This is a genomic window from Streptomyces sp. NBC_01465 (genome assembly GCF_036227325.1).
Taxonomy (GTDB): domain Bacteria; phylum Actinomycetota; class Actinomycetes; order Streptomycetales; family Streptomycetaceae; genus Streptomyces.
Genome location: NZ_CP109467.1, coordinates 3,451,102 through 3,466,613, shown reverse-complemented (window position 1 = coordinate 3,466,613; position 15,512 = coordinate 3,451,102). Strand labels below are relative to the sequence as shown.

Annotated in this window: 13 protein-coding genes; all 13 read left to right on the top strand. The window is 68.1% G+C overall.

Annotated elements, in window-relative coordinates:
- From OG707_RS16275 to nuoN, 13 genes are read left to right on the top strand one after another with little or no spacing between them, the layout of a single operon-like run.
- The gene (locus OG707_RS16275) at positions 1–555 is read left to right on the top strand and encodes a NuoB/complex I 20 kDa subunit family protein (RefSeq protein WP_328537291.1); all 555 of its coding nucleotides are present in this window, start codon (positions 1–3) and stop codon (positions 553–555) included.
- Complete coding sequence (locus tag OG707_RS16270; RefSeq protein ID WP_329118810.1) at positions 552–1,268, top strand: NADH-quinone oxidoreductase subunit C; 717 nt, start codon at positions 552–554, stop codon at positions 1,266–1,268. The genes OG707_RS16275 and OG707_RS16270 overlap by 4 nt, the downstream gene beginning before the upstream one ends.
- Entirely contained in the window at positions 1,268–2,599 is a 1,332-nt protein-coding gene (locus OG707_RS16265) for an NADH-quinone oxidoreductase subunit D (RefSeq protein WP_329118808.1), read from the top strand. Before OG707_RS16270 ends, OG707_RS16265 begins: the two co-directional genes overlap by 1 nt.
- Entirely contained in the window at positions 2,599–3,348 is a 750-nt protein-coding gene (nuoE, locus tag OG707_RS16260; protein ID WP_329118806.1) for an NADH-quinone oxidoreductase subunit NuoE, read from the top strand. Before OG707_RS16265 ends, nuoE begins: the two co-directional genes overlap by 1 nt.
- The gene (nuoF, locus tag OG707_RS16255) at positions 3,348–4,718 is read left to right on the top strand and encodes an NADH-quinone oxidoreductase subunit NuoF (protein WP_329118804.1); all 1,371 of its coding nucleotides are present in this window, start codon (positions 3,348–3,350) and stop codon (positions 4,716–4,718) included. The genes nuoE and nuoF overlap by 1 nt, the downstream gene beginning before the upstream one ends.
- Positions 4,715–7,222: an NADH-quinone oxidoreductase subunit G gene (locus OG707_RS16250; protein ID WP_329118802.1), complete on the top strand. Its 2,508-nt coding sequence runs from the start codon at positions 4,715–4,717 to the stop codon at positions 7,220–7,222. Before nuoF ends, OG707_RS16250 begins: the two co-directional genes overlap by 4 nt.
- Positions 7,219–8,586, top strand: coding sequence for an NADH-quinone oxidoreductase subunit NuoH (nuoH, locus tag OG707_RS16245; protein WP_329118800.1), 1,368 nt, complete (start codon positions 7,219–7,221; stop codon positions 8,584–8,586). Before OG707_RS16250 ends, nuoH begins: the two co-directional genes overlap by 4 nt.
- The gene (gene nuoI / locus OG707_RS16240; protein ID WP_329118798.1) at positions 8,579–9,181 is read left to right on the top strand and encodes an NADH-quinone oxidoreductase subunit NuoI; all 603 of its coding nucleotides are present in this window, start codon (positions 8,579–8,581) and stop codon (positions 9,179–9,181) included. The genes nuoH and nuoI overlap by 8 nt, the downstream gene beginning before the upstream one ends.
- Positions 9,178–10,017, top strand: a complete 840-nt coding sequence (locus OG707_RS16235) for an NADH-quinone oxidoreductase subunit J (RefSeq protein WP_329118796.1) — start codon at positions 9,178–9,180, stop codon at positions 10,015–10,017. Before nuoI ends, OG707_RS16235 begins: the two co-directional genes overlap by 4 nt.
- Positions 10,014–10,313 (top strand): NADH-quinone oxidoreductase subunit NuoK, encoded by a 300-nt coding sequence (nuoK, locus tag OG707_RS16230; protein ID WP_329118794.1) that lies wholly within the window; start codon positions 10,014–10,016, stop codon positions 10,311–10,313. The genes OG707_RS16235 and nuoK overlap by 4 nt, the downstream gene beginning before the upstream one ends.
- A gap of 14 nt (positions 10,314–10,327) precedes the next feature.
- Positions 10,328–12,229 carry an NADH-quinone oxidoreductase subunit L gene (gene nuoL / locus OG707_RS16225; RefSeq protein WP_329118792.1) on the top strand — a complete coding sequence of 634 codons (1,902 nt, stop codon included), beginning with the start codon at positions 10,328–10,330 and terminating at the stop codon, positions 12,227–12,229.
- A 5-nt stretch (positions 12,230–12,234) separates the two neighbouring features.
- Positions 12,235–13,806 carry an NADH-quinone oxidoreductase subunit M gene (locus tag OG707_RS16220; protein ID WP_329118790.1) on the top strand — a complete coding sequence of 524 codons (1,572 nt, stop codon included), beginning with the start codon at positions 12,235–12,237 and terminating at the stop codon, positions 13,804–13,806.
- The gene (gene nuoN / locus OG707_RS16215) at positions 13,803–15,452 is read left to right on the top strand and encodes an NADH-quinone oxidoreductase subunit NuoN (RefSeq protein WP_329118788.1); all 1,650 of its coding nucleotides are present in this window, start codon (positions 13,803–13,805) and stop codon (positions 15,450–15,452) included. Before OG707_RS16220 ends, nuoN begins: the two co-directional genes overlap by 4 nt.
- Positions 15,453–15,512: the final 60 nt, after the last annotated feature.

Here is a 15,512-nt window from a genome sequence, read left to right as displayed (position 1 = left end):
ATGGGACTCGAAGAGAAGCTGCCGAGCGGTTTCCTGCTGACCACTGTCGAACAGGCCGCCGGCTGGGTACGGAAGTCCTCCGTCTTCCCCGCCACCTTCGGCCTGGCCTGCTGCGCCATCGAGATGATGACGACGGGCGCCGGGCGGTACGACCTCGCCCGCTTCGGCATGGAGGTCTTCCGGGGATCGCCGCGACAGGCGGACCTGATGATCGTGGCAGGGCGGGTCAGCCAGAAGATGGCGCCCGTCCTGCGGCAGGTCTACGACCAGATGCCGAATCCCAAGTGGGTTATCTCCATGGGGGTTTGTGCATCTTCGGGCGGTATGTTCAACAATTACGCAATTGTTCAGGGTGTTGACCACATTGTCCCAGTAGATATCTATTTGCCCGGTTGCCCGCCGCGTCCCGAGATGCTGATCGACGCGATCCTCAAGCTCCACCAGAAGATCCAGGGCTCCAAGCTCGGGGTCAATCAGGTGGAGGCGGCCCGCGAGGCGGAGGAAGCGGCCCTCAAGGCGCTCCCGACGATCGAGATGAAGGGGCTGCTGCGATGACCGACGCACCTGAGCAGAACGCCAACGGCGTCCCGGCCCAGCGCGAGGACACCCGCGAGGTCATCCGCGTACGGAAGGGGATGTTCGGCGCCAACAACGGCGGCGACACCTCCGGCTACGGCGGCCTCGTCCGGACCGTGACCCTGCCCGGGGCCACCTCCCGGCCCTACGGCTCCTACTTCGACGAGGTCGCCGACGAACTCGAAGGCGCCCTCGAAGAACAGGGACTCGTCCCCGAGAACGCCATCGAGAAGACGGTCGTCGACCGCGGCGAGCTCACCTTCCACATCGCGCGCGAGCACCTGTTGACCGTGGCACGGACCCTGCGCGACGACCCGGCCCTGCGCTTCGAGCTCTGTACGGGCGTCTCCGGCGTCCACTTCCTCGAGGACAAGGGCCGCGAGCTGCACGCGGTCTACCACCTGCGCTCGATCACCCACGGCCGGCTGATCCGTATCGAGGTCTCCGCCCCGGACACGGACCCGCACGTCCCGTCCCTCGTCGCGGTCTACCCGACCAACGACTGGCACGAGCGCGAGACCTACGACTTCTTCGGTCTGGTCTTCGACGGACACCCCGCCCTCACCCGGATCATGATGCCGGACGACTGGCAGGGCCACCCGCAGCGCAAGGACTACCCCCTGGGCGGTATCGCCGTCGAGTACAAGGGCGCCCAGATCCCGGCTCCGGACCAGCGGAGGTCGTACAGCTGATGACCACTTCACACGCCTCCGAGGCTTCCGCCCGCGAGACGACCGAGGGGACTGTATATACAGTCACCGGCGGCGACTGGGACGAGGTCGTCCAGTCCGCCGCCAAGGCCGACGACGAGCGCATCGTCGTCAACATGGGCCCCCAGCACCCGTCCACGCACGGCGTGCTCCGCCTGATCCTGGAGATCGACGGCGAGACCGTCACCGAGGCCCGCTGCGGCATCGGCTACCTCCACACCGGCATCGAGAAGAACCTCGAATTCCGGAACTGGACTCAGGGCACCACGTTCGTCACGCGCATGGACTATCTGACGCCCTTCTTCAACGAGACGGCCTACTGTCTCGGCGTCGAGAAGCTCCTCGGCATCACCGACGACATCCCCGACCGGGCGTCGATCATCCGAGTGCTCCTCATGGAGCTCAACCGGCTCTCCTCCCATCTGGTGTGCATCGCCACCGGCGGCATGGAGCTCGGCGCGACGACGATCATGATCTACGGGTTCAGGGACCGGGAACTGATCCTCGACATCTTCGAGCTGATCACCGGCCTGCGCATGAACCACGCCTTCGTCCGTCCCGGCGGACTGGCCCAGGACCTGCCCCCGGGCGCCGTGGACCAGCTGCGCGAGTTCGTGAAGACGATGCGCAAGAACCTCCCGGAGTACGACAAGCTCGCCACCGGGAACCCGATCTTCAAGGCCCGTATGCAGGACGTCGGCTATCTCGACCTGGCCGGCGCGATGGCGCTGGGCGCGACCGGACCCGTCCTGCGCTCGGCGGGGCTCCCGCACGACCTGCGCAAGACGGACCCGTACTGCGGATACGAGACCTACGACTTCGAGGTCCCGACCGCCGACACCTGCGACTCCTACGGCCGCTTCCTCATCCGTCTCGAGGAGATGCGCCAGTCGCTGGGCATCGTCGAGCAGTGCCTGGACCGGCTCGAGCCCGGCCCGGTCATGGTCGCCGACAAGAAGATCGCCTGGCCCGCGCAGCTCGCGCTCGGCCCCGACGGGCTCGGCAACTCCCTCGATCACATCAAGCAGATCATGGGCACCTCCATGGAGTCCCTGATCCATCACTTCAAGCTGGTGACCGAGGGCTTCCGGGTCCCCGCCGGACAGGCCTACGCAGCGGTCGAGTCGCCCAAGGGCGAACTCGGCGTGCATGTCGTCTCCGACGGCGGCACCCGCCCCTACCGGGTCCACTTCCGCGACCCGTCCTTCACCAATCTGCAGGCCATGGCGGCGATGTGCGAGGGCGGCCAGGTCGCCGACGTCATCGTCGCCGTCGCCTCCATCGACCCTGTGATGGGAGGCGTCGACCGGTAATGACGGATGTCTCACTGGGCATGCCCCAACTTCCCGCCCCCGCCTATCCGGCCGAGGTCCAGGCCCGCCTGGAGGCGGACGCCAAGGAAGTCGTCGCCCGCTATCCCGACAGCCGCAGTGCCCTGCTGCCGTTGCTGCACCTCGTGCAGTCGGAGGAGGGGTACGTCACCCGGACCGGTGTCCGGTTCTGTGCCGAGCAGCTCGGCCTGACCACCGCAGAGGTCACCGCCGTCTCCACCTTCTACTCCATGTACCGCCGGAAGCCCTCCGGGGACTACCAGGTGGGGGTCTGCACCAACACCCTCTGTGCGGTCATGGGCGGCGACGCGATCTTCGAGGAGCTCAAGGAGCACCTCGGCGTCGGCAACAACGAGACGACAGAGGACGGCAAGGTCACGCTGGAGCACATCGAGTGCAACGCGGCCTGCGACTTCGCGCCGGTGGTGATGGTCAACTGGGAGTTCTTCGACAACCAGACCCCCGACTCGGCCAAGCAGCTCGTCGACGACCTGCAGGCGGGCCGTCCGGTCGCACCCACCCGCGGTGCTCCCCTCTGTACGTACAAGGAGACCGCCCGCATCCTGGCCGGCTTCCCCGACGAGCGCCCCGGCGCCGTCGAGGCGACCGGCGGCGCGGGCCCCGCCTCGCTCATCGGGCTGCGCCTGGCCAAGGGCGAGGCTCCGGTTCCGCGCGTGGTGCACCCGCGCGACGAGACACCGGGCGCCGCAGCCACCGAGGAGGGGGAGTGATGTCCGTGGCCACCGAGATCGAAGGAAACGGGAACGGGAGCAGCCCGGAGAAGCTGCTCGCACCCGTCCTCTCCGCCTTCTGGGACCAGCCCAACTCCTGGACCCTGGAGACCTACAAGCGGCACGACGGGTACGAGGGCCTGAAGAAGGCCCTCGCCATGGCGCCCGACGACCTCATCGCGTACGTGAAGGACGCGGGCCTGCGCGGCCGCGGCGGCGCAGGCTTCCCCACCGGAATGAAATGGCAGTTCATTCCGCAGGGTGATGGAAAGCCGCACTATCTAGTTGTCAACGCCGACGAATCGGAACCCGGGACCTGCAAGGACATCCCGCTCCTCTTCGCCAATCCTCATAGCCTCATCGAGGGCATGATCATTGCGTGTTACGCGATCCGATCGAGTCACGCATTCATTTATCTCCGCGGTGAAGTCGTCCCCGTGCTGCGGAGGTTGCACGAGGCCGTCCGTGAGGCGTACGAGGCGGGCTACCTGGGCGAGAACATCCTGGGCAGCGGGCTCAACCTGGACATCACCGTGCACGCGGGCGCCGGCGCGTACATCTGTGGTGAAGAGACCGCACTGCTCGACTCGCTCGAAGGCCGCCGTGGCCAGCCGCGACTCCGTCCCCCTTTCCCTGCCGTCGCGGGTCTTTATGCATGCCCCACTGTTGTCAATAACGTGGAATCCATCGCATCGGTTCCCGCAATCCTCACCAGGGGCAAGGACTGGTTCAAAGCGATGGGAAGCGAGAAGTCCCCGGGCTTCACGCTCTATTCGCTGAGCGGCCACGTCACCAGCCCCGGCCAGTACGAGGCGCCCCTCGGCATCACCCTGCGCCAGCTCCTCGACATGAGCGGCGGGATCCGCGAGGGCCACCGCCTCAAGTTCTGGACGCCGGGCGGCTCTTCGACCCCGATGTTCACCGAGGAGCACCTCGACGTACCCCTCGACTACGAGGGTGTCGGCGCCGCCGGATCGATGCTCGGCACCAAGGCCCTGCAGTGCTTCGACGAGACGACGTGCGTGGTCCGGGCCGTCACCCGCTGGACCGAGTTCTACGCGCACGAGTCCTGTGGAAAGTGCACGCCCTGCCGCGAAGGCACGTACTGGCTCGTCCAGTTGCTCCGCGACATCGAGGCCGGCAAGGGACAGCTCTCCGACCTCGACAAGCTCAACGACATCGCCGACAACATCAACGGCAAGTCGTTCTGCGCGCTCGGCGACGGTGCCGCCTCGCCGATCTTCTCCTCGCTCAAGTACTTCCGCGAGGAGTACGAGCAGCACATCACCGGCAAGGGCTGCCCCTTCGACCCGGCCAAGTCGACCGTCTGGGCCGACCGGCCCGCCCGCACCACGGAGGTGAATGCATGACCGTCACGACAAACAGTGCTCCCTCCGGGGGCGGTGAGGCGGCGGTTCCGCCGGAAGATCTCGTCTCGCTGACGATCGACGGCATCGAAATCTCCGTCCCCAAGGGGACGTTGGTCATCCGAGCCGCCGAACTCCTCGGCATCGAGATCCCGCGCTTCTGCGACCACCCCCTCCTCGACCCGGCCGGCGCCTGCCGCCAGTGCATCGTCGAGGTCGAGGGCCAGCGCAAGCCGATGGCCTCGTGCACCATCACCTGCACCGACGGCATGGTCGTCAAGTCGCAGATCACCTCGCCGGTCGCCGACAAGGCCCAGCGCGGTGTGATGGAGCTCCTCCTCATCAACCACCCGCTGGACTGTCCGGTCTGCGACAAGGGCGGCGAGTGCCCCCTGCAGAACCAGGCGATGTCCCACGGCGACGCCGACTCCCGCTTCGACGGCAAGAAGCGGACGTACGAGAAGCCCGTCCCGATCTCCACCCAGGTCCTCCTCGACCGCGAGCGCTGCGTCCTGTGCGCCCGCTGCACCCGCTTCTCCAACCAGGTCGCGGGCGACCCGATGATCGAGCTGATCGAGCGCGGTGCGCTCCAGCAGGTCGGCACGGGCGAGGGCGACCCCTTCGAGTCGTACTTCTCCGGAAACACCATCCAGATCTGCCCCGTTGGTGCGCTGACCTCGGCGGCGTACCGATTCCGCTCCCGCCCCTTCGACCTGGTCTCCTCGCCGTCGGTCTGCGAGCACTGCGCGGGCGGCTGCGCGACCCGCACCGACCACCGGCGCGGCAAGGTCCTGCGGCGCCTCGCCTCCAACGACCCGGAGGTCAACGAGGAGTGGATGTGCGACAAGGGGCGCTTCGGCTTCCGTTACGGACAGCGTCCCGACCGGCTGACCACTCCTCTCGTACGCAATGAGGACGGCGTCCTGGAGCCGGCCAGCTGGCCCGAGGCACTGGAGGCCGCAGCCCGCGGGCTCTCCGCCGCGAAGGGCCGCACCGGCGTCCTGACCGGGGGCCGGCTCACCGTCGAAGACGCGTACGCCTACGCCAAGTTCGCGCGCATCGCCCTCGACACCAACGACGTCGACTTCCGCGCCCGCGCCCACTCCGCCGAGGAGGCCGACTTCCTGGCCGCCAGGGTCGCGGGCCGCGGACGGGACCTGGACGGCAGCGGTCTGACGTACACGACGCTGGAGAAGGCCCCCGCGGTCCTCCTCGTCGGGTTCGAGTCCGAGGAGGAGGCGCCCGGCGTCTTCCTGCGGCTGCGCAAGGCGCACCGCAAGCACGGGCAGCGCACCTTCTCGCTCGCCTCGCACGCGACGCGCGGTCTGGAGAAGGCGGGTGGCGTCCTGCTCCCCGCCGCACCCGGCACCGAGACCGAGTGGCTGGACGCGTTGTCCGGCGGCGTCGGTCTGGACGACGGGGGCCAGACGGCGGCGGAGGCCCTCCGTACCGAGGGCGCGGTCATCGTCGTCGGCGAGCGGCTTGCCGCCGTCCCCGGGGCGCTGACCGCGGCAGTACGTACTGCCACCGCGACCGGCGCCACGCTGGTGTGGATCCCGCGGCGGGCCGGCGAGCGCGGCGCGGTGGAGGCGGGCGCGATCCCCTCCCTGCTGCCCGGCGGCCGCCCGGCCACCGACCCGCGGGCCCGCGAAGAGGTCGCCGCGGCCTGGGGCGTACGCGAACTGCCGCACCGCTACGGGCGCGACACCGGCCAGATCGTCGAGGCCGCCGCGACCGGCGAGCTCAGCGCACTGCTGGTCGCGGGCGTCGAGACGGCGGACCTGCCCGACCCGAAGCGGGCGCTCCACGCGCTCGACGAGGTCGGCTTCCTGGTCTCGCTGGAGCTGCGGCCGAGCGAGGTCACCGACCGCGCCGACGTCGTCTTCCCGGTGGCCGCGGTCGCCGAGAAGCCCGGCACCTTCCTCAACTGGGAGGGCAGGGCGCGGATGTTCGAGGCCGCGCTGAAGCCGGAGCAGATGACGCGCCGGCTGGCCCCTGCGGACTCGCGTGTCCTGCACATGCTGGCCGACGCGCTCGACGTCCACTTCGCCCTGCCGGACCTCAAGTCCGTACGGACCGAGATGGACCGCCTGGGTGCGTGGGAAGGCCGGCACGCGGACGACCCGATCGAGTCGGCCCTGCAGCTGCCCCGCCCCTCCGAGGGCGAGGCCGTTCTCGCAGGTCACCGCCTCCTCCTGGACCAGGGACGGCTCCAGGACGGCGACGAGGCGCTCGCCGGAACCCGTCACGCGGCGGTCGCCAGGCTCTCCGCCACGACGGCGGCCGAGACCGGCGTCAAGGACGGCGACGTCCTCGCGGTCACCGGTCCCGCAGGCGCTCTCCAACTCCCGCTCCAGGTCACGGACATGCCCGACCGCGTGGTCTGGGTCCCGCTGAACTCGGTGGGAGCGGGCGTGCCCGCCGACGTCGGTGCCCGCCCGGGTGACCTGGTGAAGATCACCGCCGCACCTGCCGCACCCGCGACCGCCACAGAGGTGGAGGCATGATCAACAACTACCTCGCCGCGAACGCCGAAGACCTCTCGATGTTCGGCCGCGACCCCTGGTGGCTCGTCGTCATCAAGGCCGTCTTCTGCTTCGCCTTCCTGATGATCACCGTGCTCTTCTCCATCGTGTGGGAGCGCAAGGTCGTCGCCTGGATGCAGCTGCGCATCGGCCCCAACCGGCACGGCCCCTGGGGCATGCTCCAGTCGCTCGCCGACGGCGTGAAGCTGATGCTGAAGGAAGACCTGATCGTCAAGCGGGCGGACAAGGTCGTCTACGTCCTGGCGCCGATCATCGCCGCGATCCCGGCCTTCATGGCGATCGCGGTGATCCCCTTCGGACCGCCCGGCAACGAAGTCTCGATCTTCGGCCAGCGCACGACGATGCAGCTCACCGACCTGCCGATCGCGATGCTCTACATCCTCGCGGTCGCCTCGGTCGGCATCTACGGCATCGTGCTCGCGGGCTGGTCGTCCGGCTCCACGTACCCGCTGCTCGGCGGTCTCCGCTCCTGCGCGCAGATGATCTCGTACGAGATCGCGATGGGCGCCGCCTTCGCCTCGGTCTTCCTCTACTCGGGGTCGATGTCGACGTCGGCGATCGTCGATGCGCAGAAGGACCGCTGGTTCATCATCCTGCTGCCGGTCTCCTTCATCATCTACATCGTCACGATGATCGGTGAGACGAACCGGGCGCCGTTCGACATGCCCGAGTCCGAGGGCGACCTGGTCGGCGGCTTCAACACCGAGTACTCGTCGATCAAGTTCGCGCTGTTCATGCTCGCCGAGTACGTCAACATGGTCACCGTCTCCGCAGTCTCGGCCACCCTCTTCCTGGGCGGCTGGCGGGCGCCGGCGCCGATCTCCACGTACTGGGAGGGTGCGAACCACGGCTGGTGGCCGATGCTCTGGTTCGTGATCAAGGTGCAGCTGCTGCTCTTCTTCTTCATCTGGCTGCGCGGCACGCTCCCGCGTGTGCGCTACGACCAGTTGATGAAGCTGGGCTGGAAGGTGCTCATCCCGGTCTCGGTGGTCTGGCTGATGCTGGTCGCCACCGTGCGCGCGCTGCGCAACGAGAACTACGACTTCAACCAGATCGTGCTGTACGTCGGCGGGGCGGTCGTGGCGATCCTCCTTCTCTCCTTCGTCGTGGACATCTTCCGCGACAAGAGCGAGAAGGCGGAGGCGGCCGAACAGGCCGACGCAGACGCCGCGTTCGACCCGATGGCGGGCGGATTCCCCGTACCGCCGCTGCCCGGCCAGAGTCTTCCGCCGGTGCCCAGGCGACGCCCGCGCAGGGAGCGGGAGTTGATTGTCAGTGGTGGGGGCGACACTGTGAGTGACGGAAAGGAGGCTGACGATGCCTGACGAATCTTCTTCCTCTTGGCAGAATCCTGTGGCCGGCTTCGGCGTGACCTTCAAGGCCATGTTCAAGAAGCGGCTGACCGAGCAGTACCCGGAGCAGGAGAAGACGACGGCGCCGCGCTTCCACGGGCGGCACCAGCTCAACCGGCATCCGGACGGACTGGAGAAGTGCATCGGGTGCGAGCTCTGCGCCTGGGCCTGTCCGGCGGACGCGATCTATGTGGAGGGCGCGGACAACTCCGAAGAGGAGCGCTACTCCCCGGGCGAGCGGTACGGCCGCGTCTACCAGATCAATTACGCCCGCTGCATCCTGTGCGGACTCTGCATCGAGGCCTGCCCGACCAGGGCGCTCACGATGACGAACGAGTTCGAACTGGCCGACAGCAGCCGCGAGAACCTGATCTACACCAAGGAGCAGCTGCTCGCCGGTCTGGACGAGGGCATGGTCGAGTCGCCGCACTCGATCTTCCCCGGCACGGACGAGCAGGACTACTACCGGGGTCTGGTGACGGAAGCGGCGCCGGGCACGGTGCGCCAAGTCGCCGTGTCCAAGGGCGAGTCGGCGTCCGAGCCCTCGGAAGAGGGGGTGGGGGCATGACCGGCCTGGCTGCGGCTGCCACCACGACCTCCACTGGTGAGGCCTTCCAGTTCTGGGTGCTCGGTACGGTCGCCGTGATCGGCGCGCTCTCCACCATCCTGATGAAGAGGGCCGTCCACAGCGCGCTCTCGCTCGCCGGGACCATGATCATCCTGGCGGTCTTCTACCTCGCCAACGGGGCGTACTTCCTGGGCATCGTCCAGATCGTCGTCTACACCGGCGCGATCATGATGCTCTTCCTCTTCGTCGTCATGCTGGTCGGTGTCACGGCCGCGGACTCGCTGAAGGAGACCATCAAGGGGCAGCGCTGGCTCGCCGTCGCCTGCGGTCTGGGCTTCGGAGTGCTGCTGATCGCGGGGATCGGGAACGCCTCGCTGAAGCACTTCAACGGTCTGGGCACCGCCAACGCGGGCGGGAACGTACAGGGCCTGGCGGCCCTCATCTTCACCAAGTACGTCTTCGCCTTCGAGATCACCGGCGCCCTGCTGATCACGGCCGCCGTCGGCGCGATGGTGCTCACGCACCGCGAGCGCACGGAGCGGGCCAAGACCCAGCGGGAGATGTCCGAGGAGCGCACCCGCTCCAGCCATGTGCCGCCGCTGCCCGCCCCCGGCGTGTACGCCCGGCACAACGCGGTGGACGTCGCGGGTCTGCTCCCCGACGGCACACCGTCCGAACTCACCGTCATGCAGACGCTCCGCCAGCGCGGCCAGATCCGCGATGTGTCGAGCGAGGCGCTCGCCGACCTCAAGGCGCTGGAGCAGCGTTCGGAGGAGCGGCTCGGCCGTGAAAGCGCCCTTGACGGTGCCAGGGAAGAAGAGGAGGCAGCGAAGTGAATCCGGTCAACTATCTCTATCTCGCCTCGCTGTTGTTCACCATCGGTGCGGCCGGGGTGCTGATCCGGCGGAACGCGATCGTGGTCTTCATGTGCGTCGAGCTGATGCTCAACGCCTGCAACCTCGCGTTCGTCACCTTCTCCCGGATGCACGGCAACCTCGACGGGCAGATCATCGCGTTCTTCACGATGGTCGTCGCCGCCGCCGAGGTCGTGGTCGGGCTCGCGATCATCGTGTCGCTCTTCCGTTCCCGCCACTCGGCCTCGGTCGACGACGCCAGCCTGATGAAGCTGTAAGGGGTCGCTGAACAGTGGAGAACTTGATTGCGCTGCTGATTGCGGCGCCTTTGCTCGGAGCGGCGGTACTGCTGTGCGCCGGCCGGCGGCTCGACCGCGTCGGCCATCTGCTCGGTACGGTGCTCGCGGCCGCGTCCTTCGTGATCGCGGCCATCCTCTTCACGGACATGCTGGGGAAGGGGGCCGACGACCGCACCTTCACGCAGCACCTGTTCAGCTGGGTGCCGGTGGAGGGCTTCCAGGCCGATGTCGGCTTCCAGCTCGACCAGTTGTCGATGACGTTCGTCCTGCTGATCTCCGGTGTGGGCACGCTGATCCACATCTACTCGATCGGGTACATGGAGCACGACGAACGCCGTCGCCGCTTCTTCGGCTATCTGAATCTGTTCGTCGCGGCCATGCTGCTGCTGGTCCTCGCCGACAACTACCTTCTGCTGTACGTCGGTTGGGAGGGTGTGGGCCTCGCCTCGTACCTGCTCATCGGCTTCTGGCAGCACAAGCCCAGCGCGGCGACCGCGGCCAAGAAGGCGTTCCTGGTCAACCGTGTCGGCGACATGGGCCTGTCGATCGCGATCATGCTGATGTTCACCACCTTCGGCACCTTCGCCTTCCAGCCGGTGCTGCAGGCGGCGACCGACATGCCCAAGGGCGATGCGACGATCACGGGCATCGGTCTGATGTTGCTGCTCGCGGCCTGCGGCAAGTCGGCCCAGGTGCCGCTGCAGTCCTGGCTCGGTGACGCGATGGAGGGCCCGACCCCGGTCTCGGCCCTGATCCACGCGGCGACGATGGTGACCGCCGGTGTCTATCTGATCGTCCGTTCCGGCGCGATCTTCAACGCGGCGCCGGACGCGCAGATGGCCGTGACCGTGGTGGGTGCGGTGACGCTCCTCTTCGGTGCGATCGTCGGTTGCGCGAAGGACGACATCAAGAAGGCCCTGGCCGGATCGACGATGTCGCAGATCGGCTACATGATCCTCGCGGCGGGCCTCGGCCCGATCGGCTACGTCTTCGCGATCATGCACCTCGTTACGCACGGCTTCTTCAAGGCCGGGCTCTTCCTCGGCGCCGGATCGGTCATGCACGGCATGAACGACGAGGTGGACATGAGGAAGTACGGGGGTCTGCGGAAGCACATGCCGATCACCTTCGTCACCTTCGGGCTCGGCTACCTCGCCATCATCGGCTTCCCCTACCTGTCCGGGTTCTTCTCCAAGGACAAGATCATCGAGGCGGCCTTCGCCAAGGGCGGTACGGAGGGCTGGATCCTGGGCGGTGCCGCTCTGCTGGGCGCCGCGATCACGGCCTTCTACATGACCCGTGTCATGCTGATGACCTTCTTCGGCGAGAAGCGCTGGGAGGCGGACGCGGACGGCAACCAGCCGCACCCGCACGAGTCGCCCAAGTCGATGACCTTCCCGATGATCATCCTCGCCTTCGGTTCGGTCTTCCTCGGCGGCATCCTCGGGCTCGGCGACCGCTTCCTGAAGTGGCTGGAGCCGGTCACCGGCCACGAGCACGGCAACCCGCCGGTCAGCGAACTGACGGTCACCCTCTCCACCTTCGCCGTACTGGTCGTCGGGGTCGGGATCGCCTGGGCGATGTACGGACGGCGTCCCGTCCCCGCCGTCGCCCCGCGCGGTTCGCTGCTCACCCGGGCGGCCCGGCGGGATCTCCTCCAGGACGACTTCAACCATGTGGTCCTGGTCCGCGGCGGCGAGCACCTGACGCGCTCGCTCGTCTACGTCGACCACACGCTGGTCGACGGAGTCGTCAACGGTACGGCCGCCTCGGTCGGCGGGCTCTCGGGCCGGCTGCGCAAGCTGCAGAACGGCTACGCCCGTACGTACGCGGTCTCGATGTTCGGCGGTGCGGCGGTCATCATCGCCGCGACCCTGCTGATGAGGGCGGTCTGATCACGATGTCCTTTCCCCTTCTGACCGCAACGGCCGCGCTCCCGGCGGTGGGCGCCATCGCCACCGCCGCGGTCCCGGCCGCCCGGCGCACCGCCGCCAAGTGGCTGGCGCTGCTCGTCTCGCTCGGCACGCTGGTGCTCGGCGCGATCCAGCTCGTACGGTTCGAGCCGGGCGGCGCCCGCTACCAACTGGTCGAATCCCACTCCTGGATCAAGGACTTCGGGGTCCGGTACGAGCTGGGCGTGGACGGGATCGGGGTCGCGCTGATCGCGCTGACCGCACTGCTGATCCCGTTCGTGATCCTGGCCGGCTGGCACGACGCCGACCCGCTGGAGACCCACAGCTCACGCTGGCGGCCGACCCAGGGCTTCTTCGCCCTGATCCTGGCCGTCGAGGCGATGGTGATCCTCTCCTTCGAGGCCACCGACGTCTTCCTCTTCTACATCCTCTTCGAAGCCATGCTCATCCCGATGTACTTCCTCATCGGCGGCTTCGGGGACCGGGCGCACGCAGGCGGCGACGAGGCGGCGGCGACCCAACGCTCGTACGCGGCCGTCAAGTTCCTCCTCTACAACCTGGTCGGCGGCCTCATCATGCTGGCCGCCGTGATCGGCCTGTACGTGGTCGCGGGCACCTTCTCGCTCAGCGAGATCGCGGCCGCCCGCGCCGGCGGCTCGCTCGACATGGCGACCAACACCGAGCGGCTGCTCTTCCTCGGCTTCTTCTTCGCCTTCGCGGTGAAGGCGCCGCTGTGGCCGCTGCACACCTGGCTGCCGAACGCGATGGGTGAGGCGACCGCCCCGGTCGCCGTACTGATCACGGCAGTTGTGGACAAGGTCGGCACGTTCGCGATGCTGCGCTTCTGTCTCCAGCTCTTCCCGGAGGCCAGCAAGTGGGCCACCCCGGTGATCCTGGTGCTCGCGCTGATCAGCATCATCTACGGCGCACTGCTCGCGGTGGGCCAGCGCGACATCAAGCGCCTGGTCGCGTACGCCTCGATCTCGCACTTCGGCTTCATCGTCCTGGGCATCTTCGCGATGACCAGCCAGGGCCAGTCGGGCGCGACGCTCTACATGGTCAACCACGGCATCTCGACCGCCGCGCTGATGCTGGTCGCCGGGTTCCTGATCTCGCGGCGCGGATCGCGGCTCATCTCCGACTACGGGGGTGTGCAGAAGGTGGCCCCGGTGCTCGCCGGGACCTTCCTGATCGGCGGGCTCGCCACGCTGTCCCTGCCGGGGCTCGCACCGTTCGTGAGTGAATTCCTTGTCCTGGTCGGGGCGTTCGCCGCGTACCCGGTGGTCGGGATCATTGCGACGGTCGGCATCGTCCTGGCCGCGCTGTACGTCCTCGTCCTCTACCAGCGGACGATGACGGGCCCGGTCAAGGAGTCGGTGCAGGGCATGCCGGACCTCAAGGTCCGTGAGCTGGCCGTCGTGGTGCCGCTGATCGCGTTGCTCGTCTTCCTCGGCGTCTACCCCAAGCCGCTGACGGAGATCATCAACCCCGCGGTCCAGCACACGATGTCGGACGTACAGAAGCACGACCCGAAGCCCCAGGTGGAGGCCGTCAAGTGAGCGCAGCATCCGTCCACAGCCTGTGGACAATGGGAGCGGATTCCACCGCCAAGATCCCCACGCCCCATATCGAGTACGCACAGCTCTCACCCGTGCTGATCGTGCTCGGGGCGGCCTGCCTGGGCGTGCTGGTCGAGGCATTCGTACCGCGCAAGGGCCGCTACTACGCGCAGGTGTTCCTCGCCGTGGTCGCGATCGCCGCTGCCTTTGCGGCAATTGTCGCGCTCGCGGCCGGCGGGTACGCATCGACCAAGGCGCACATCGCGGCCGAGGGCGCCATCGCGGTCGACGGACCGGCACTGTTCCTGCAGGGCACCATCCTGCTGGCCTCGCTGGTCGCGATCTTCACCTTCGCCGAGCGGCGCCTCGACCCCGAGACGCACGGCAACCGGGTCGACTCCTTCGCGGCGCAGGCCGCGTCCGTACCGGGCAGTGAGAGCGAACAGGCCGCGGTCAAGGCCGGGTTCACCACCACCGAGGTGTTCCCGCTCGCGCTGTTCGCGGTCGGCGGCATGCTGGTCTTCCCGGCGGCCAACGACCTCCTGACGCTCTTCATCGCCCTGGAAGTCTTCTCGCTCCCGCTCTACCTCCTGTGCGCCGTCGCCCGCCGCAAGCGGCTGATGTCGCAGGAGGCGGCCGTGAAGTACTTCCTGCTCGGCGCGTTCTCCTCGGCGTTCCTGCTCTTCGGGATCGCCCTGCTCTACGGCTACGCGGGCTCCGTCTCGTACGCCAAGATCGCGGCGGTCGTCGACGGCAGCGTCGCGACGATCGACCCGGCGCTCGCCGACACCATGGGCAACGACGCACTGCTGCTCATCGGCGGCGCGATGATCCTGGTCGGCCTGCTCTTCAAGGTCGGCGCTGTCCCCTTCCACATGTGGACCCCGGACGTCTACCAGGGCGCCCCGACCCCGGTCACCGGCTTCATGGCGGCGGCGACGAAGGTGGCCGCCTTCGGCGCGCTGCTCCGTCTGCTCTACGTCGTCCTGCCGGGCCTGCGCTGGGACTGGCGGCCTGTGATGTGGGCGGTGGCGATCGTCACCATGCTGGGCGGCGCGATCGTCGCGATCACCCAGACCGACATCAAGCGGCTCCTCGCGTACTCCTCGATCGCGCACGCCGGCTTCATCCTGGCCGGTGTCATCGCGACCACTCCGGACGGTGTCTCCTCCGTCCTCTTCTACCTCGGCGCCTACTCCTTCGTGACGATCGGCGCCTTCGCCGTCGTCACGCTGGTGCGCGACGCGGGCGGCGAGGCGACGCACCTGTCCAAGTGGGCGGGGCTCGGGCGGCGTTCACCGCTGGTCGCCGCGGTCTTCGCGGTCTTCCTGCTGTCCTTCGCGGGCATCCCGCTGACCGCGGGATTCACGGGGAAGTTCGCGGTCTTCAGTGCGGCGGCGGAGGGTGGCGCGGGACCGCTGGTCGTGGTCGGTGTGCTCTCGTCCGCGGTCGCCGCGTTCTTCTACATCCGGGTCATCGTGCTGATGTTCTTCAGCGAGCCGAAGGCGGACGGCCCGACGGTCGCCGTCCCGTCGCCGCTGACGATGACGACGATCGGGGTGGGCGTGGCCGTGACCCTGGTCCTCGGTGTCGCGCCGCAGTACTTCCTGGATCTGGCGAACCAGGCGAGCGTCTTCGTGCGCTGACCTGCTGCGTCACCGTCCGTCACGGGCCGCCCGGCTTCCGCTTCCGCGGAAGGCGGGCGG

Bases quoted from the DNA above. Each gene is read 5' to 3' on its own strand.
- OG707_RS16275 (WP_328537291.1), top strand. From the start codon at position 1: ATGGGACTCGAAGAGAAGCTGCCGAGCGGTTTCCTGCTGACCACTGTC.
- OG707_RS16270 (WP_329118810.1), top strand. From the start codon at position 552: ATGACCGACGCACCTGAGCAGAACGCCAACGGCGTCCCGGCCCAGCGC.
- OG707_RS16265 (WP_329118808.1), top strand. From the start codon at position 1,268: ATGACCACTTCACACGCCTCCGAGGCTTCCGCCCGCGAGACGACCGAG.
- nuoE (WP_329118806.1), top strand. From the start codon at position 2,599: ATGACGGATGTCTCACTGGGCATGCCCCAACTTCCCGCCCCCGCCTAT.
- nuoF (WP_329118804.1), top strand. From the start codon at position 3,348: ATGTCCGTGGCCACCGAGATCGAAGGAAACGGGAACGGGAGCAGCCCG.
- OG707_RS16250 (WP_329118802.1), top strand. From the start codon at position 4,715: ATGACCGTCACGACAAACAGTGCTCCCTCCGGGGGCGGTGAGGCGGCG.
- nuoH (WP_329118800.1), top strand. From the start codon at position 7,219: ATGATCAACAACTACCTCGCCGCGAACGCCGAAGACCTCTCGATGTTC.
- nuoI (WP_329118798.1), top strand. From the start codon at position 8,579: ATGCCTGACGAATCTTCTTCCTCTTGGCAGAATCCTGTGGCCGGCTTC.
- OG707_RS16235 (WP_329118796.1), top strand. From the start codon at position 9,178: ATGACCGGCCTGGCTGCGGCTGCCACCACGACCTCCACTGGTGAGGCC.
- OG707_RS16220 (WP_329118790.1), top strand. From the start codon at position 12,235: ATGTCCTTTCCCCTTCTGACCGCAACGGCCGCGCTCCCGGCGGTGGGC.